General features: G+C 35.5%; 18 protein-coding genes and 1 pseudogene. 3 read left to right on the forward strand and 16 right to left on the reverse strand.

Annotated elements, in window-relative coordinates; genetic code table 11:
• Positions 1 to 2: 2 nt before the first annotated feature.
• From QRD02_RS12070 to QRD02_RS12085, 4 genes are all read right to left on the reverse strand, one after another.
• A complete protein-coding gene (locus tag QRD02_RS12070; protein WP_290255214.1) occupies positions 3 to 1,463 on the reverse strand; it encodes a type I restriction-modification system subunit M in 1,461 nt (486 codons plus the stop codon).
• A 2-nt stretch (positions 1,464 to 1,465) separates the two neighbouring features.
• Entirely contained in the window at positions 1,466 to 3,547 is a 2,082-nt protein-coding gene (locus QRD02_RS12075) for a DUF262 domain-containing protein (RefSeq protein ID WP_290255215.1), read from the reverse strand.
• 1 nt (position 3,548) lies between these two features.
• A complete protein-coding gene (locus QRD02_RS12080) occupies positions 3,549 to 5,030 on the reverse strand; it encodes a type I restriction-modification system subunit M (protein WP_290255216.1) in 1,482 nt (493 codons plus the stop codon).
• 109 nt (positions 5,031 to 5,139) lie between these two features.
• Positions 5,140 to 5,856, reverse strand: coding sequence for a hypothetical protein (locus QRD02_RS12085; protein WP_290255217.1), 717 nt, complete (start codon positions 5,854 to 5,856; stop codon positions 5,140 to 5,142).
• Positions 5,857 to 6,351: 495 nt separating this feature from the next.
• On the opposite strand from QRD02_RS12085, the pseudogene QRD02_RS12090 reads away from it, so the two are divergent.
• A pseudogene (locus QRD02_RS12090) lies at positions 6,352 to 6,477 on the forward strand (IS110 family transposase); the annotation flags it as partial.
• Between the two features lie 316 nt (positions 6,478 to 6,793).
• Here the strand turns inward: QRD02_RS12090 and QRD02_RS12095 are convergent.
• From QRD02_RS12095 to QRD02_RS12110, 4 genes are all read right to left on the reverse strand, one after another.
• Positions 6,794 to 6,973, reverse strand: coding sequence for a hypothetical protein (locus QRD02_RS12095; RefSeq protein WP_290255218.1), 180 nt, complete (start codon positions 6,971 to 6,973; stop codon positions 6,794 to 6,796).
• Between the two features lie 23 nt (positions 6,974 to 6,996).
• Positions 6,997 to 7,278: a hypothetical protein gene (locus tag QRD02_RS12100; protein ID WP_290255219.1), complete on the reverse strand. Its 282-nt coding sequence runs from the start codon at positions 7,276 to 7,278 to the stop codon at positions 6,997 to 6,999.
• Between the two features lie 132 nt (positions 7,279 to 7,410).
• The gene (locus tag QRD02_RS12105) at positions 7,411 to 7,821 is read right to left on the reverse strand and encodes a DUF5675 family protein (protein ID WP_290255220.1); all 411 of its coding nucleotides are present in this window, start codon (positions 7,819 to 7,821) and stop codon (positions 7,411 to 7,413) included.
• A gap of 18 nt (positions 7,822 to 7,839) precedes the next feature.
• A complete protein-coding gene (locus tag QRD02_RS12110; RefSeq protein WP_290255221.1) occupies positions 7,840 to 8,595 on the reverse strand; it encodes a hypothetical protein in 756 nt (251 codons plus the stop codon).
• Positions 8,596 to 9,116: 521 nt separating this feature from the next.
• Between QRD02_RS12110 and QRD02_RS12115 the strand changes: the two genes are divergently transcribed.
• Positions 9,117 to 10,664 (forward strand): tetratricopeptide repeat protein, encoded by a 1,548-nt coding sequence (locus tag QRD02_RS12115; RefSeq protein ID WP_290255222.1) that lies wholly within the window; start codon positions 9,117 to 9,119, stop codon positions 10,662 to 10,664.
• Positions 10,665 to 10,782: 118 nt separating this feature from the next.
• Entirely contained in the window at positions 10,783 to 13,095 is a 2,313-nt protein-coding gene (locus tag QRD02_RS12120; RefSeq protein WP_290255223.1) for a T9SS type A sorting domain-containing protein, read from the forward strand.
• Positions 13,096 to 13,417: 322 nt separating this feature from the next.
• Here QRD02_RS12120 and QRD02_RS12125 read toward each other — a convergent pair whose 3' ends face one another.
• The 8 genes from QRD02_RS12125 to QRD02_RS12155 all read right to left on the reverse strand — a co-directional run bounded on the left by QRD02_RS12125 (position 13,418) and on the right by QRD02_RS12155 (position 18,533).
• Positions 13,418 to 14,161 (reverse strand): SDR family oxidoreductase, encoded by a 744-nt coding sequence (locus tag QRD02_RS12125; protein ID WP_290255224.1) that lies wholly within the window; start codon positions 14,159 to 14,161, stop codon positions 13,418 to 13,420.
• Positions 14,158 to 14,505 carry a DinB family protein gene (locus tag QRD02_RS14435; RefSeq protein ID WP_353959581.1) on the reverse strand — a complete coding sequence of 116 codons (348 nt, stop codon included), beginning with the start codon at positions 14,503 to 14,505 and terminating at the stop codon, positions 14,158 to 14,160. The genes QRD02_RS12125 and QRD02_RS14435 overlap by 4 nt, the downstream gene beginning before the upstream one ends.
• On the reverse strand, positions 14,506 to 14,646 hold the full coding sequence (locus QRD02_RS14440; RefSeq protein WP_353959582.1) for a DinB family protein: 141 nt from the start codon (positions 14,644 to 14,646) through the stop codon (positions 14,506 to 14,508).
• Positions 14,647 to 14,706: 60 nt separating this feature from the next.
• Entirely contained in the window at positions 14,707 to 15,258 is a 552-nt protein-coding gene (locus QRD02_RS12135) for a DUF1572 family protein (protein ID WP_290255225.1), read from the reverse strand.
• Between the two features lie 88 nt (positions 15,259 to 15,346).
• Positions 15,347 to 15,790, reverse strand: a complete 444-nt coding sequence (locus QRD02_RS12140) for a PaaI family thioesterase (protein WP_290255226.1) — start codon at positions 15,788 to 15,790, stop codon at positions 15,347 to 15,349.
• Between the two features lie 20 nt (positions 15,791 to 15,810).
• Complete coding sequence (locus QRD02_RS12145; RefSeq protein WP_290255227.1) at positions 15,811 to 16,746, reverse strand: EamA family transporter; 936 nt, start codon at positions 16,744 to 16,746, stop codon at positions 15,811 to 15,813.
• A 31-nt stretch (positions 16,747 to 16,777) separates the two neighbouring features.
• On the reverse strand, positions 16,778 to 17,740 hold the full coding sequence (locus QRD02_RS12150; RefSeq protein WP_290255228.1) for a GNAT family N-acetyltransferase: 963 nt from the start codon (positions 17,738 to 17,740) through the stop codon (positions 16,778 to 16,780).
• Between the two features lie 154 nt (positions 17,741 to 17,894).
• Positions 17,895 to 18,533 (reverse strand): TetR/AcrR family transcriptional regulator, encoded by a 639-nt coding sequence (locus tag QRD02_RS12155; protein ID WP_290255229.1) that lies wholly within the window; start codon positions 18,531 to 18,533, stop codon positions 17,895 to 17,897.
• Positions 18,534 to 18,862 lie beyond the last annotated feature (329 nt).

The raw sequence follows: 18,862 nt of genomic DNA on the forward strand, positions 1-18,862 counted from the left end.
CCTTAATTCAAGATTTGAAATAATTCATCCATACTATTTTTAAGAGCGCATGATGATTCGTTCCAGTTTTTTAAGGCATCTTCAACAGAGAGTTGAATGCTATCAGTATCTACATTGCTAACATATTGCGCAATGTTCAAGCTACTTTTATTGTTTAAAATTTCTTCATTGTCTAGTACCTTACAAAATCCTTCCTCATCTTTAAATAAGTTATATGTTTTATAAATTTTCTCAATATGTTTAGTTTCCAGATAGGCTATATTTTTCTCTTGTTTTACTTCTTTAACCGCATTAATAATCAAAACCTTTCCTTTTCTATTTTCCTTTTTATTGGTTGTTGTAATCAGCAAACAAGCCTCCATAGGCGAATTATAAAACAAGTTTGGGCCAAGTCCAATAACACATTCAACCAAGTCTTCCTCTATCATTTTTCTACGCATTTCCGCTTCGGCATCACGAAACAAAACACCGTGCGGCCATAAGGATATAGACCGACCATTGTTAGCATCCAAACTTTTCTGTATATGCTGCTGAAAGGCATAATCTGCACAGCCCTGTGGCGGTGTACCCCAAAGGTTACGGCCATAAGGATCGTTTACAAATGCTTTTTGGTCCCACGCTTTTATAGAGTAAGGTGGATTGGCAAGAATTACATTAAAGGTTTTTAATTGGTCGTTATGTAAAAAAGCGGGCCGCGCCAAGGTATCGCCCCGTACAATGCTAAATTCTTCTATGCCGTGCATAAACATATTCATACGTGCAATGGCTGAGGTTATCAGGTTTATTTCCTGCCCATATAATTTTAGTGTCCGGTATTCCTTGCCTTCTTCCTTTAAATGCAAGGCGCAGTTAAGTAACAAACCGCCCGAACCGCAGGTAGGATCGTAAACACTTTCTCTGGGTTGCGGGTCCATTATCATCGTCATCAGTTTTACTACCGTGCGGTTGGTGTAAAACTCTGCGGCGGTATGGCCACTGTCATCGGCAAATTCCTTTATCAAATATTCATAGGCATTCCCTAATTTATCATCGGGCACAGTCGCCAGATTTAGTTTGTGTTGGGAGTAATGCTCAATTAGGTTGGTAAGCGTTTCATCGCTCAGTCGGTTTTTATTGGTCCAAGAGGCATCACCAAATATACCATATAGCGTATCTGGGTTGGCGGTTTCAATAGCACGCATAGCTTCTTGCAAGGCAATGCCAACATTTGTAGTGGTTTCACGTACATTGTTCCAATGCGCCCCTTCGGGAATTTGAAAGTGGTGGTTTTCAGCAAAGGAAGCATATTCCATATCGCCATCACTTTCAGCTAATGCTTTTTCAAACTCTTCGTCATACACATCGCAAATTCGTTTAAAAAACAATAGTGGGAAGATATACTGTTTGTAATCTCCTGCATCTATGGTTCCGCGCAATTGCGTTGCCGCACCCCAAAGGTATTTTTCTAGTTGTTGTTGGGTCATATCTATTCGTTATCTTCTAAGACCTCCATTTTCTTCATATACGGTCTTATGATTGATGTAAACCATAAAATAGCGGCTTCGCCGTCTTTAATGGTTGCATCGGTTATATCTCTACTATGTCTTATTGAATTTCTTAATTCGGCAATTTGATTAAACCTAACTTCCAAAGTGCCTTTGCTACCAAATACCTCTTCAAAGGAAGGATAAGCAGGTTTTGATATAATTACATCTTTATACTCTTGCATATCAAAAAAATCCATCCTCCTTCTCAAACCTAAAAACTGATTCTTGTCTTCACCCGAATTTTTACCCAGCCAATTTTTAATCCTTCCATCTACTTTTATTTTTATATGGTCAGGTACCAACTCTTGATAAGCATCTAACTCACAAGCTAATTCTAACTTATCTGAAATTATATTACGTAAGGAAATTTCAATCCTTTCTATTTCTTGGTCATAGTGTTGTAGATCTTGATTTATGACATCTTTTGAGTTATCCTTATAAAAGGATTTTAGAAAATTATTTATTCCATCTGTCAGCTTTTTTCTTCTTTGGTCTAGAAAACTTTCATAATTTTCTAAAGAATAAAGGGTACTGTCTGTGGGTACAAATTGTTTTCTAAGTTGTTCAGTATTTATTTTTGGTAAATATTCCGCAGGATCACCATCTAATATTTCCATATTTGATTTTTGGGTGATAAAGGCAATATTTGCAATTTCATTTACTAATGCCTTATGAATGGAGTTCCCCGAATTATATTTTTTATATAGAAAGGCTTTTGGAAAGATATGATGTCTTTCAAGTTTGTTATTATAGCCTACGCTTTTAGAATAAAGACTTAACACTGGATTCGTCCAATCTTTTGCATTTTGCGCTCTAACAGAGCTATAAAACAGATTATAGATTCTACTTCTAACACCTTGCATAGTTATATCTTCGGGACGTAGGTATAAATTTGTTCCTCTGAACAGATGCATTTCTTCTATTAAAGCATCAATGGTATTATGCTCTTTAATGGCATTGATATCTTTTTCAAGGAAAGATTCTGAAGAACCACTAAATCTTCCCCAAAGAAGGGACGTGAACATCCAATAAATTGCCTTATTAGCTTCTTCTTCAGATTTAAATTGCCCACCATTCTTCTTTAAGTAATAACCTAAAACATAAAATACATATAACGAGCTGAAACTATCGGAAGAATCAATATAAGCCTTGTCTCTTAAAATATTAATTAAATAAGAAAGTATTTTATTTATTTCTTTCCATGATTCTTCAAAATCTTCAGGAGTTATGGTACTTATCTCATCAGAATATTTTCCTCGTTCAGTAGTGAAGATATTTAATAATCTCGTATAATTTCTAAAGCTAAAGTCATAATTGTATTTGGCAAACTCTACGGAAGCTTCTCTAAATCTATCTTTGGATTCAGGCCAATTTGATGTAATAATGGCTAGGGCCAAATCAGACTCGTTAAGTGTTGTCCCTGTTTTATTAACTAAATTAAAAATTTCGACAACTTTATCTAATTCGGAAATAGTTATTTCTTTTATATAATAACCATAATCTTGTATAGCCCCAAGTTTATTTAGGGTAACGATTTTATTTAAATAGTAATTTTTAGTATTGTTATCTAGAGATTGTATATGTGTAATAAATGTACTGACACCTCCATTACTTAAAAAGTCAGAGACATTAATCCATTCAGGATTATTACTCATCTTTTTTTGCATGAAATATTCGAATTCTTCCGTTTCTAAATTAAAATATAGATCGGTTCGCAAAGATACCCCTTCATACCAATCAGGCGTTTTACCTCTAAAAATTGTATAAATAGTAGTTAATCTTTGTTGTCCATCCAAAATAAGCTGATGGAATACGGAGTTAGTTTCAGGTGCTGAACCTCTTATTTTGGAAGGGTCTTTTGTTTTCCAAATTAAAAATGAACCAGAAGGATAGCCCAAGAATAATGACCTAAAAAAATCCTTAACCTGTTTGCTATTCCAAACATATCCTCTCTGGAATTCAGGGATAGTATATTCACCATTATCTATAGAATGTAAAACCTCTGATATTTTCTTTTCCATTTTATATAAACTTTTTTAATATTGTTTTAAATTTTTCCTCCGCTTCTAAACTTTCATTCCAAGCTGTTTTTAAATCTGCCAAAGCTTCCTCTACAAACGGCAAATTATCTTCTATAATTTTTTCCACATATAATGGAATGTTGAGGTTGTAATCGTTTTCTTTTAACTCAGCTTTAGAAGCAACTTTTACGTAGTTTTCAACATCCTCATATCCATTAAACCAATCAAAAAGTTGTCGCACATGCTCAGGTTCCAAATAATTCTGGGCCCTGCCCACTCGCACTTGTTCGCTTCCATCTATAAAAAGCACCTTTCCTTTTTTATTCGCTTCCTTATTTTGTTTAAAAACTAAAACGCCGGCCGCCAATTGGGTTCCATAAAATATATTTGGTCCCAAACCAATTACAGCTTCCAATAAATCCTGTTTTAAAAGTTCTTCCCGAATCTTTCCTTCTGCTCCTTTTCTAAACAATGCGCCATGCGGTAGCACCACTGTCATTCGACCAGTACTGTTCATGGATTTAATCATATGTTGCACCCAGGCCATATCACCATTGCCTTTTGGAGGTACCCCCGCTATATTTCTGCCAAATTGGTCGTTTACCCAATTTTCAGCACCCCATTCTTTTAGTGAAAACGGAGGGTTGGCAATTACGCAATCAAAAGTCTTTAGTCCATCGGCTTCAAAAAATGCAGGATTGCGCAAAGTATCACCTCTCACTATTTGAAAATCCTCAATACCGTGAAGAAACATGTTCATTCTCGCTATGGAGCTTGAGGTTAGATTTTTCTCTTGTCCAAATAACTTTAGGGTACGGTAATCCTCTTTGTTATCTTTTAAATGATCTACACATTCCAAAAGCATTCCCCCGGTTCCACAGGCAGGATCATATATAGTTTCGCCTTCGTGTGGATCAAGTATCAATCCCAGCAAATGCACAACTGAGCGCGGAGTATAGAATTCCCCTGCTTTTTTATTGGTCAAATCCGCGAAGTGTTTTATAAGGTATTCATAAGAGTTACCAAGCAAATCTGAATCTACATTGCTATTGCTTAAATCGTATTGGGAGAAGTGTTCTATTAAATCATTCAGCAATCTATCGGAAAGCTTATTCTTATTGCTCCATTGGGCATCACCAAAAATACCATACAGATATTCCTGATTGGCTTGTTCAATTCCGCGCAAAGCCTTCTCTATAGCTTGCCCAACATTGGTAGTTGTTTCTCGCACATCGTTCCAATGGCAATCTTGAGGTATTTCAAATCTGTGAAATTCTGGTAGAGAAGCGTATTCTTCATCTCCTTCAGATTCTTCTAACGCTAGTTTATATTCCTCATCATAAACGTCGGAAATACGTTTAAAGAAAAGCAGTGGAAATATATAAACTTTAAAATCAGAAGCATCTACAGGGCCTTTTAAAATCCAGGCTGCTTTTGATAAATATTTTTCAAGTTGGGAGAGGGTAATTTTTTCTTGGGACATTATTAGTGGATCGTCTTGGTTTTTTTAAATATAAAGCAATAAGTATTAATGGCCATTATATTTTTTAGATGATATAATTTTATTCAGTCTATAGGGCATTTAATTTATATTATTTGGCACCATAAAAAAAATCGTGAATCTTAATAATATCGCCACGTCCTATTTGCACCAGATTTGAAGTTTCCTTTAAGTAAATTCCTAGGGAGCGTTCGTTATACACCAGTTTCATCATATTGTTATAATCTGCTACTGTGTACATATCGCCTTCCAATTTATAGAAAGGTATTGTGGTTTTTGAACGCTCGCTTATACCACGATTTACAATTTTACCATTCCGTAGATGTTCTTTTATACTAGAATCATCGGTTTGGTTTGAGGCTGTTTTTACATAAGCAACCATCATATTCATCCATTCTTCCGAATCAATTAAATGCCAGCGTATTCTGCTGAAATCAACTCCATAGTCGCTTATCCATCCATGACTGGTAAAACCAAACAATACGAATTTCTTCCCATTCACTTCTGGTTCTTCTGCCAATTCGAATTCCTGTATTTTATAGGTTATTAAGGAAACTGCAGACATATCCTTCGCTTTTTTACCATCAAAATCCAACGTTTTTAAAGAGAAGCTTGTGATGTCCGGCTCATCATTCAATAACCATTCGGTAGCCTTCAATTCTGCTTGTTCCTTCATATTTTCAATACTCATTGCTATTGCGCCAATGGCAGCAATTCCAGCTACTGCAGCAACAATGCCATCATTCTGAGCTGTTGCTTTTGGAATCAATACGACAATTAGTAAAAGAAATAGTAATAGTTTTCTCATAAAAATAGGATTTTGGGGGTTGGTTTTTTGTTGTTGGTTGCTAGTTGTCGGTTGTTGGTAAAGTTTACTAATGTGTATTTCTTTGTTGAATTTTCAAACTTAAGAACATACGAACTATGTCCATTACGGGAAACCGCATTGGAAACATTGTGGGGAGAACCCAAATATAAAATTATTTGGCTTTAAGAAAAATTTAAGAAAGGGGTTTTCGATGAAAGGCTCTTAATTTGAAAGGGAGATCTCTGGAAATTATTGGTGATGACCGAATATGGCAATGCTCGTATATTTATATGGAATTAATATAAGGCTGTGGGTGATAAAAAGTATGTTATCGCATTTACCCACTTAAAACTCTGTTGCAAAATAAATATATTTTAAAACCACAACGAAAAAAAGCAGGCACTATAACTATAGGCCTGCTTTACTAATTAAATCTTGATACAGATATTAATTCCCAATCAGTTTGTAGGTTTCAATGGTTCCGTTTATAGAAACCAAGGGAAGAGTAAGAAGCTCGTGCTCATAGCATTTGCACATAAGCTATTGAAACAGTGTTTTGCCATTGCAAAATCGGGACTGCCCTATGATGTCGGATTTGCTTTGGTGCTAGTGGCAAAATAATTGAGTTCCAAACAAAAAAATAGCTTACAGATCTATTTTATAATCTGTAAGCCTAAAATAAAACTGTCAAAAATTAATGAAGAAAAGTGTTGTGTTTTACCTCAGTTCTTCTTTAGGGCATCCATATTTGCCTATGCTTTCATATTGAACATACCGCGCTCAAAATCTGAAACAATCCTTTTTTAAATTCAATTTAGTATTTACGCACCTGCGAATACTTCGTACATTTCCTTTCATAGTTTTCCACGCTTTAAGTGGTCAACTAATATCAGGGAGGTATATCAATAATTATGCATCATTCAATATCCCAAAGCATTCATTCTTTACCACCCCTATCCCCAAAACCACCAGCCCATTTCAAAAGTACCGTGACCAAAAAACTTGTCAATGTTCCCAATACTGCCATGTATATGGTGACGATTATATTTTCAACTGGCAGATTTGGCATAAGCCCAAATATGGTGCCTCCATAAATACTCAATTTATAATTGTCCATAATTCAATAAGTTTAAATTTCTTTTAATTTTTTATTCCTTTATTTCTATAAATTATCCAAGCACCACCGCCTCCAGAGGGTCCAATATCTCCATCCATATTTTCCATTTCATTGATGATAGCTTGGCTACCAACTGACACAATAGTACCAGCCACTATGGTATAAACCGCAAGTCGCTCAAGAAATTCCAATCCCGACATTCCTTTCAACCCACCACCAATAGCAGAAAGGGCCCATCCTAAATTGCGAATGCTCTTTAACCGTCGCAATTGCACGTCCTTTCTCCCTCCTTTTAATTTCTTCATATCACTATTCCATTAAATAAATTCAACTCCATAACTAACCAAGTAAACCCGAGACCTAACTACATACAACCGAAAACAGAAAACAGTCAACCGAAAACAGACAACTGACAACAGACAACAGACAACTGAAAATCACCTCCCCCCAAGGACCGACGAAACCGTCAAGAAAAAGGACTGCCCTACAGTACTGGCAGCTTCCATTCGTAATAATAATTTATGCAATGCCTCCGTTGAGCCATATCCCTTTCCAATTCCAGCTAATTGCATCACAGGAATGATAGCGCCTTTTAAATCCTCTAGTTGATTTGTTCCAGCTCTAAACAATATTCCACATCTTTCCGGCACCTTTAATACTCGCAGGTGATGACCAAATTCCAAGGAATAACAGCGCTCCAATTCATATACGCCATCGGGAATACAGGTATCGTTTTCCTGGTTACAGCGCAATGGCAGTTCTATGCTGAAGCAAATGAAATGCTGTTTGTGAAACAGCATCCCATTTGTCCCAGCCCTAAAATGTGAACGAAATAAAAATAATTCCATTTTTAAGGCCTTTAAAGGTTAAGGTTGATCCACAGTTACTATGGAAAGGGCATTAAAAACCCCATTTCGCAACGGATACATCTGCCCGTTCACCTCTTGGAAAAAGCTTACCCCCACTACGCCAATAACAGGCATCGTACTGGCAGCGCCAATGGTCGCGCTAAGGGTAAAGGCAGCTTGGGTTTGGTTGTCGTAGGGAATAATAGGTGAAAGGATGTGCCCTTCCTCGAATGAGCGTGCCGTAAAATCCAAACTGCTCACTCCGGCGGATAACTGAATGTGGGTAGTACCGCGAGGCGCATCGATGGCATCCCCGGGCACGAAGTCAGCAATATCCACATCATATGCCCCCGAAACCCGGTCAAAAGTTGGGGTAAATCCCGTGAAGAAAACCGTCGTGAGTTTCCCCTTCTGATTAAATTCAAACCCTTTTAATTGGTCCATGTCCCCATCCTGTACCGTGCGAAGTCCACGCTCATTAATGGCGTCGCTTTTAATAATCCGCATCAATATTTGGACTAACCGGCCCGTCACACGATTATCTTTTACTTGTCGCATCAACAATCGTTGCGATTTGCGGATGAGTTGCCCACTCTTTCCTGCAGTACCAAATTCCTGTCCGTTTTCCCTAGTCCTCTTAAAGGCAGGATCATTCATGATTCTTTGTTTCTCAATTCCACCCTTCTCACGGGCCATATACCCGTCGGCGGTCCTGTAATAGGTAACATCTCCCATGGTACCCTTCAGTTTGATAACTCCTTTTTGTTTTGCCATTTTTAATGATTTTAAGATTAAACAATAAGTCAAACCTACACTCAACTCCCTTAAAATCAATAAACCAAAACACAAAGCAACACTTTTTGCATACTTCTGCACATTCCTGCACTGTGTTATCATCAACATTTAAAATGAAATTTATCCAGCCCTTACCTTTACTTACATCATTTTAAGCAATAGCATTACTTTAACCACGCAATAAATCCCGTAGTTGTTTTAAAACCCTTGAAGAATTGGTGTTCAACATGATCTAACAGATCTTATGTTCTGTTAAACCCAATTAGGTAAGTACCGAAATAAAAGCTTTGCTATATTTTCTTAACAAAGTTATTGTGTTGGAAGGCCATAATTAAAAGATTGAAGTATCACTAGAAAGTGTATTATTTTTTAAATAAAAGCGTTATCAACCGCTATTTAATAGCTCATATTTCCCAATAAATTTATAATGCTATTCACATTATTTATAATAATTTGTGCCTTAAATAATATTATATGATCCACTTATAAAAGTTTCCTCAATGAAATCGCTATTCATTTTTTTATTTCTCATATTAAATACTCAAGAGGAGTCACGAACAGAGTGCAATTTACTAATACAGGAGGCTATTGAAGCTATGCATCAAAGTGAGCATTCCAAATCATTGGAAATACTTACTAAGGTTCAGAAAATTTCTCAGGAAAAAGGATGGTATAAAGAATTATTCTTAACTATAAACAATATTGGGGCTAATTACTATAAACTTTCCGATTATGGTGAAGCTCTGGAAAATTACCTCTTAGCTTACGATATTGCCATTAGCCATTTGAATTCCAATGAAGAAATGATTGTTCTCAATAATATTGGTATTCTCTTCTATCAAGAAAATAAACTTGAGGAGGCACAAAAGTATTTCTCTAAAGCCTACAAACTAGCAGATCAAAAAACTGACAGATTTAAAACTGGCCTGTATGCAATCAATTTAGGACTTGCACTCAATAAAATAGGAATGATCGAGGAAGCAAGGGAGTATTTGCTAAAGGCACAATCCCTTCTCCAAAATAATCCAAATGTGTTGTTACAAGGGAGATATGCATTAGCGGAAAACTATTATTTGAGCCACGAATATAATATTGCCAAAGACGAATTAATACGATTAATCCCAAAATTAAACTCTTTAGAATTTTTAGAACAGAAAACATCAGGCCTTCTACTACTTTCTAAAATGTCATTAAGTGAAGGAAATTTAAAAGATGCGGAAGAATTTGCTGTTTTAGCCCAAAGCGGCTTTAACAGTTTGGATACTCAAATTAGTATATATCAACAACTATCAAGTCTTAATTACAGAAGAAAAAATTATCAAACCGCGAATGAATATAAAGATTCGGTCATATTCCTTAAGGATAGTTTATATTATTTAAAGAGCAGTAGCCAATTTGAGGCCAATCGTGTCAAGTTCGCAATAAGGAATTATGAAATTGAAATGATTGAAAAAACCAAAAATTATGAAGCAGAGCGTAAAATGCTTTTCATTTCCTTCAGTATAATTGTCTTTATAATTCTAATAATAGTTTGGATTTGGAGAAATGCCAACATTCGAGATAAACAAAAAAAAATAATAGCAGAAAGAAATCAAAAAATAAAAATGCTAGAACTGGAAAGTGATCTGGAAGCTAAAAACAGGAAATTAACAGTAAAGGCATTAAATATGTCCAATAGAAATGAAGTATTGCAAGAAATTATTCAAAATATTAAAGAGCAAGTAGATTTATCAGACAAACCTGAAGTCAAAAAATATGTATCCATTTTAAATAAGCAAATTAAAAAGGATAAAGATCAGGATGATTTTCTTATACATTTTGAAGAAACAAACAATGGGTTTCTAAGTTCATTGCGCGAAAAGCATCCAAACCTCAATATAAATGATGTAAGATTTTTATCCTATTTATATATGAATCTATCCATAAAGGAAATTTCATCCTTACTAAACATTACCCCAGATGCCTGTAGAAAAAGAAAAGAACGAATCGCAAAAAAAATAGGGCTTCAAGAAACTGCTGAACTGTTTCCCTATCTTTCCCATATCTAATGTTTCCAGTTGTCCTATTATTTATTTCTCCATGTCCTATTAATTCGTGTAGTATTTTATGTATAATCCAATTTCATTATACACTTTAGCCCTAAATTAATTTTATAAATCTCACACGATGAAAAATCTCTTTACCCTCTTTTTAATTTTACCATTATGCTTTATTGACTCTACTCCGTTATATGCCCAATTGGATTTTGTTGGGTCCGAAGATTATGGTAGAATATCTAATATTACTTACGATCCCATTGTGGAAAACAGACTATTTGCAACCTCAATGAATAATCACATCCTTCAATCTGAGGATAATGGGGAAACTTGGGAAGTGCTGTTTTCCATGCCTTATCAGTATGCAAACGAATTTCAGAACCTAAGAATGACTAACAATAATATGGCCTTGAGCTTCGTAAAATACAATCGCGACTCTCCAGACAATAGCATCCTAATTTTTGATTTAAACACAAATTCAATTATCAAGGAAATTGAAATTCCCCATAATGCTAGTGTTAAAACTATACAGTCATATGCAATTTCGACACAAAATTCGGATATAATACTAATGAATACAGTTCTTGATTTTGGGATTGAGGAAATTACTTATTACACAGTAAATGGTGGACAAAATTGGGTATCTATCTATTCTAAAAATGATCATGATGGGGTTTCCTTAAATAATATTGCAATTAATCCACAGAATTCACAACATTTGGTGTTGACAAGGGGATTCGGCCCAAACGGCGTGGAAGGAGGTTTATTATTTTCCACGGATGCAGGTCAAACATGGAATTGGAGACTGGAAAACATTATTTTAAACCCCATAGCCTTTAACCCCTTCAATACGGATGAAATGTATGTAGCCACTGGAATAAATTTTGGCAACAATCCAGAAAATCTTTATCGATCGGATGACGGCGGAGATACTTGGAATGTCATTCCACTTCCTTGGACGGAAGGAAATCTAAATAATATCAATCTAATCTCCTATAATCCTATAACAGAAGGACATATCATAGTTTTGGAAGAGAATGAGATAGTTGTTTCAAATGATAACGGTACTAGTTGGGAACATTATGTCTATGATCCCGTCAATGTTCATTTATATTATTCAGGATGGAATCTTTCCTTTAATCCTTTCAATGAAGAGGAGGTTTTTATTAATAGTGATTATTTTCCACTTTTCTCTCAAGATGGTGGCGCTACAATCTCTTGGAAAAAAAATAAATATTTTAGATCTACGGGTTCAATAGGTATTTTTGCTGATAACGATGTGCACTTATATTATGGGGTGCAATATGGCTATGTACACAGAAATCTTACCACACAAATCGAAGAAACATTTGATCTGGTTCCCTTGGATGCCTATAACCAAGGTGATGCCCCTGCTTTATTTATAGATACAACAACTGAAGGAAGAATATTTACTTTTAGTAGTGGCTGGTTTGGAGCAGATTTACAAGTTAGTAATGATCATGGTCAAAACAAATTTCAAATGCACAATACCTATATGAATTATGTTGATGTTTTAAAGGTGAATCCGCATAATCATAATGAAGTTTGGTATTCATTATCCAATACTATGGGCGAAATCGAATTTTGGAAAGCCGACATAAGCGACCTAAATAACATTTCAAACAGCCCTATCACACCTCCTGAAGCAGGCTTGATAAAAGGTTTACATTTTTATGAAAATGAGGTAGATAAAGCAATTATTTCTATAGGAACAGATATTTATAAAACAAACGATAGTGGCTTAAGTTGGGAAATTTCCAACACAGGACTGGAAGAATTGCTCCCAGGGACTGACCTAATCATACATTTGTCCTCAAATCCATTAAACGAACACCAATTGACGCTTTCAACAAATAAAGGGATCTTCACAACCTTAAATGCAGGTGAGTCCTGGTCGAAAATCTATGAAGGTATTGTTCATAAAACATTCCATTCCGAGTATTCGGAAGCGCATGTAATTGGAATTGTATTCGATTCAGATGTTTCACAATTTAAAATAATTTATTCCGAAGATGGAGGTCAAATTTGGAATACAATAGAAAATGAGCAGCTTTTACAAATTACCGCTGTTGATGCCAATGTTAAATTTGAAGAAGAAAGTGCCGCGATATATATAGGAAGTATAGATTTAGGTTTGATGAAATATACTATAGACTTAAGTACCTTGGGATTGGAGGAAATCAACACTCTAGAAGAATCTATAATATTTTATCCAAACCCTGTAAATCATTCAATTCATTTAAAAAGCAAATATTTGCTGGAAACAATTGGTGTATATAACATGAATGGGCAAAAACTCCTATTTAAAAATATTAATGCTTTTCAAACTGATATAGACCTCTCATTTTTAAACAAGGGAGTATTTATTCTCCAAGTCGAAGATACCAAGGGTAATCAAACAATCAAAATCATAAAAGAATGATCTGTGAAAATTGCACATTTTTCCAGAATAACTCATATTGATGGAGGTGAATTAATAAAATTAATTATAACTGGGGTAAAGTAGTTTATTAATAGGAATTTCGGGCTTGGTAGGTTAAAAGAATAAAGGGTTTATTCCAATGAATAAAACAACCATCAAGCCCAAATTTTATATTTATCCGTTTATATTTGTTGCTTTTTAGGATATAAATTAATTCAACTTTGTATACTGTAGGGTGATTCCATAAATCTTGCCCATGTCTTTATTAATTGTTTGACAAGTACTCACTTCCCCGCAACCACAATTTTTCAAAAATAGTAGTTTAACGACCTCCGGAAACATCAATGAATATCCCGGTGGAATAAGATGATTTTTCTGTAGCCAACCAAAGAATGGCTTCCGCCACCTCGCTAGACAATCCGCCTCTTTTCAACGGTATGGTTTCTCTTATCCGTTCAATTCTATTAGGCTCTCCACCTGTTAAATGGATATCGGTATGGATAAATGCTGGCCGTACCGCATTTACACGAATATTTTCGTCTGCCAATTCCTTTGCCAATCCAATGGTCAGCGAATCAACAGCCCCTTTTGAAGCAGCATAATCAATATACTCGAAGGGCGCACCGGTCCTCGATGCAATCGATGAAACATTTACAATTGTTCCTCCACTCCCTCCGTATTTTGACGATAAGCGTTTGATGGCTTCCCGGCAACACAAAAACACACTTAATGTATTTGCATCAAATATTCGGTGCCATCTTTGCGCTGTTATATTTTCCAATCGGCATTGGTCCTCTAGAGTTCCGGCATTGTTGACTAATGATGTTAGACTGCCAAACTCAACATCCACTTCTTCAAACAATCTTATTACATCACTTTCTTTGGAAACATCTGCCTGAATAGCTTTTGCATGACCTCCTTTTTGTTTGATAGCCTCTACAACTTTTTCCGCTTCCTCTTTACTTTTGTTATAATTCACTGCTACCGAAAATCCTCTTTCTGCGGCAAGCATGGCTGTAGCGGCTCCAATGCCTCTACTGGCTCCTGTTATCATTATTGCTTTCATGAAATGTTGCTTTTATGTTTTATTAATTTAATATGTGTCAAATGATGGTTACAATGCCAGGCATACATCCCAATAGCTTCCTCCAATGTAAATTCCGTTCCGTGTTCTGGATGGGTATATTTCCTTTTAAGCATTCCATCGTCCATATTTTTCAAAATAACATACCATCTACAATGCAACCCTTTTAAAATGGATAAAGAAAATTCAACGGGAAAGGTTTTACTGTCGCTCATTTCGGCCCATAAAGCTTCATTATATGGCTTAATACAAGGATTGTCTTCCGTTAAAGCAAGTTTGAAACGGATAAATGCATTTATATGGCTATCGGCGAAATGATGGACCACCTATCTAAGCGTCCAACCTCCTTCCCTATAGGGCGTGTCAAGAAGATTATCGGATAATGCTTCAATTTCATTTTGTAAAGCTTCAGGAAATGTTTTAATAATATCCATCCATTTATTCAGTTCCGCGTTGGTAATTTCCACCGGTTCACAAAATGCCCAATTGGATATTTTAAATTATGCTCGCTCATCTTATTTTAATTCTTATAAATCATCTGTAAAATGTCGAATGTCTTTTTCCTGCGTAAACTTGCGATGATTGTAATCTGTAGATTTATTTCGGGATATGGATAGGGTTTGCCAATTGTCATTTTTCAACATTTTGGCAATGAAAACCATTTGCCCGATGTGGTAAGAATAATGGGCCAACTGTCTGTTAATGGCCTCTGTAACGGTATGTCCGTCATTTCGAATATACACTATACCCTCCAAATCCTTATCCGAAAGTTGTTCAATTGCTTTTAAAACACAATCCCAACCCTTATTCCATCTGGCCATTAATTCTACTTTATTGTTGAATGGATTGGAAAATTCCGCATCCCGCTTTCTCCACGGCTTTTCACCGTCAGTCGTCAAAAAATCAGTAAACCTTGACAACATATTTCCAGTAAGATGGTTTACCAGAATGGCAATACTATTGCTTTCTTCGTTATACTGCCAGAATAATTGTTCTTCCTGCACCTGCTCCATAGCTTTCTCTCCAAGCATTTTGTAATACTTAAATTGTTTCACTACACTATTTAAATAATTTACCATATTGTTTGATTTTAAATGTTGTTATTACTTCTTTTAATGTTTTCCGTTAAATTAAGCCCCAAAATATGCAGGGTTTCATATTTATAAATTAATCAATTTGTGTTTCATTATTCGTGTTTTGAAGCTGCATTAAGGTAACCAAAGATGTAGCCACCAATGTCTCACGATTATTCTGAACTGAAACAACATCTGTCCTAACTATCGAAAGCCTTTTACCGTTTTTTATTACTTCTGCTTTGGCAATAAGTTTATCTCCTAAAGCAGGGTTTAGGTAATTTATTTTCAATTCTACTGTGGTAAAATAACTGTTGGGAGGTGTGATGGAAGCTGCTGCATACCCCGATGAAACATCTACCAATGTAGCTATGGTACTTCCGTTGAACATTCCTGCCGGCCGCATCATAAAACTTTGCTTTAGTACCGTAATCTCAAAATTTCCATCCGAAATTATGCGGCCTTCGGCACGGAAAAGTTTCATTATTCCTGACCGTTCAAAGCTTTGTAGCAATTGTTTGTTTCTTGCTGTATCCATCAATTTTATATTTTATAGCTTTATTTTTTGACCTCGTACAAGCAGGGTGCAACCTCCTTATTATTATTCCTATATCCTTTGTTTATAAAATAAACCGCCCCAACCACGCACAGGAAAGCTAAAAGAGTAATACCCGTAATTGCCTCATTTAAAAAAACATATCCCAGAAACAACGCTACCAAAGGATTGATATAAGCATATAATGAAACAACGCCTATGGGAAGTTTTTCTAAAGCATATACGTAGCAGGGATAAGCTAAAACGGAACCGATTATTACAAGATACCCAAGCGCCCAGATACTTTCTGTACCTATTGCCTTGAGTTCTGAATAATCATCCATCCCTAAACTCATTCCAAACAAGATAACTCCTCCGAAAACCATTTGAAATGCCGCATTTGTCATAACATTTCCTTTAAGCACTGTATGCTTGCTATAAACACTTCCCAAAGCCCAAGATAAGCACGCCCCGAAGGCTAACAACATGCCTTTAAGGTAATTGGGGTTGGTTAAATCATTCAGGTTATCTTTAAAAATGAGGACGATACCCAAACTTCCTAATAGCAGCCCTGAAAAAATAAATTTATTAGGCTTTCTATTGTCAATACCGGTCATATAATTAATGAAAACAATATACACTGGCAAAATAGAAACTATTAATGCTGCCAGCCCACTGGGTATATATCTTTCACTCCAGCCAATAATTCCATTTCCAAAAGCAATCATTAAAATACCCAGGACAAATTGTGTAGGAAGCAGATTTCTGTCAATCTTTAAATTACCTGAAAGTTGTAATAGGAGCAACAAAATACCCCCCGCAAGTACTTGTCTTATAGCTGAGAAGAGAAAGGGCGGAAAAGCCTCAACGCCAACTCGTAGAGCAAAATAGGTGGTTCCCCATACAATACACACTACAACAAGAGCTAAATAGGCAAAAATATTTTTTTCGATTTGCATAATTATGATGGAAAATAATTTAATGATTGTCCTACTTGTCCAAAATTTCCAAAAGAGTATTCAAGTGATGTGTATCGTGTTCGGTAATGAAATACATCAGATCAATGATCCGCATCGGTTGATTTAACCTTGGATGATACAAGCTCTTTTGAAAATCCTCTTCACTCATACTTTCTATAATACGTATAGTGTTCGCACGTGCCTCTTGAAAGTCGGACAACAGCTTTTCCATAGAAAATTGATTGAAAAAGGATTGATTTGTTGCCTGATTGTTCAAGTCGGTAGCCGACATTTTCACTTTATTTTCCTTGATTTCCAAAAATCTTTTTTGCCACAACGGTTCTAAAATACACAAATGTCCTATATGTTCTTTTATTGACCATTTTCCGTTTGGCTTAAAATTTAATTGCTCTTCAAACCTCCCTTGGATTACCTTTTGAAATTTTAATACAATTAATTCCATGCTTCCCAACAATTCCGGAAATTTCTCCATACTGATGTTGAAATTAAATTTTCGGTTAAACCATTTCGGGGATTTTGGCTTTAATAAAAGTTCCATTTTAATATCGACACGACTGTATTCCTGTCCAATCAGTGACACAACTTGAAATCCGAATTTGTGATAAATAGCTGAAGCAGTTTTTAATTGGGAATTTGTAAATAAAATGAGTTTATTGGCATCACGCTTCTTCGCTTCCTCAATAACTGTCTTGCAAAGCAATTTTCCCACACCCAAACCCTGAAACCTTTCGTCTACAGCCATTTTAGCCATTTCAAAAATACCTCTGCTAACGGGTACTAAAGCTACCGTTCCAATAATCTCACCTTGATATTCAACAAAAAATATTTCTCCTCCATTTCTCAAAATGGTATCTTCCGGATATAAGAGCAACGCCTCATCCATGGGTTCCATTTTAAAATATTTATCTACCCAAACCCTGTTTAGCTTCTCAAAATGTTTTTGGTATTCCGATGTGTATTTTACAATTCTCATTTTTCAATAATTACAAATGACCATAAAACCTCCGGTTATAAGTCTGAATGATATCAGCCACTATTTTTCATTAAAAATGTCTTTCATAATACTTTCCACTTCTTCATAATTATTGTACCTAATAGACCAATCGGTCTATTTAAAGGAAAAAAAATTATGTTTTTAAGGCGAAAATTATTTTTTCTAAAAAATCCATTGCTATTCTTAACTCTTTAGTTCTATTGGTAACTTTGGCCTGCATAAAAGCTCCTTCAATCATCGAAATCATTACTATTGCAATTTCTGTTGGATTTGTATCCTCCATAATTTCCTTTCTCTCAATACCACGCTTTATTTGATTCTCTATGGATGTTTTCCAAAAATCAAGAGCTCTAACTGCCCGTTCTTTTAATTTCGGGTGGGTATCATCTGCCTCTGTCGATGTATTTAAAATAGGACACCCAGCAAGCAAATAGGGATACCTAAAATAATTTTTATAAGTATGGGGATAGACCAATAACCGCTCAATGGAATTATCAGTTGCCGAAATCTTCACTTTCATGTGCTCGTTTACTTTCCCGTGATTATAATCAAAGGCGGCTAAGGCCACATCGTCTTTATTCTCGAAATTTCCATAAATACATCCTTTAGAAAGACCTGTCGCGGCCATAATATCATTCATGGAAGTACCGGCATATCCTTTTGTATTAAACACAACTGCGGTTTTTTCTACAATTAATTGTTTCGTATTTTCTGACTTGGTCATTTTCATAATAGCACCTTCAACAAAGCAAATATAAATAAAATAAACCAATCGGTCTTTTTTAAAACAAAAAAAATGCTGGGTTATATACCATAGCATCCACTACTCAAACATCCAACAATCCAATTGTCAGTTCGAGTGAATTTGAAAAGAGCGACAGCGCTTTCAAATTCGTATCGAGAACCTGTCTATCCAACAATCCAAGAATCTAACAATCCAACAATCCAATTGTCAGTTCGAGTGAATTTGAAAAGAGCGACAGCGATTTCAAATTCGTATCGAGAACTGTCTATCCAACAATCCAAGAATCGAACAATCCAACAATCCAATTGTCAGTTCGAGTGAATTTGAAAAGAGCGACAGCGATTTCAAATTCGTAT

Origin of the sequence: Aequorivita aurantiaca (assembly GCF_030410135.1) — a bacterium.
GTDB lineage: Bacteria > Bacteroidota > Bacteroidia > Flavobacteriales > Flavobacteriaceae > Aequorivita > Aequorivita aurantiaca.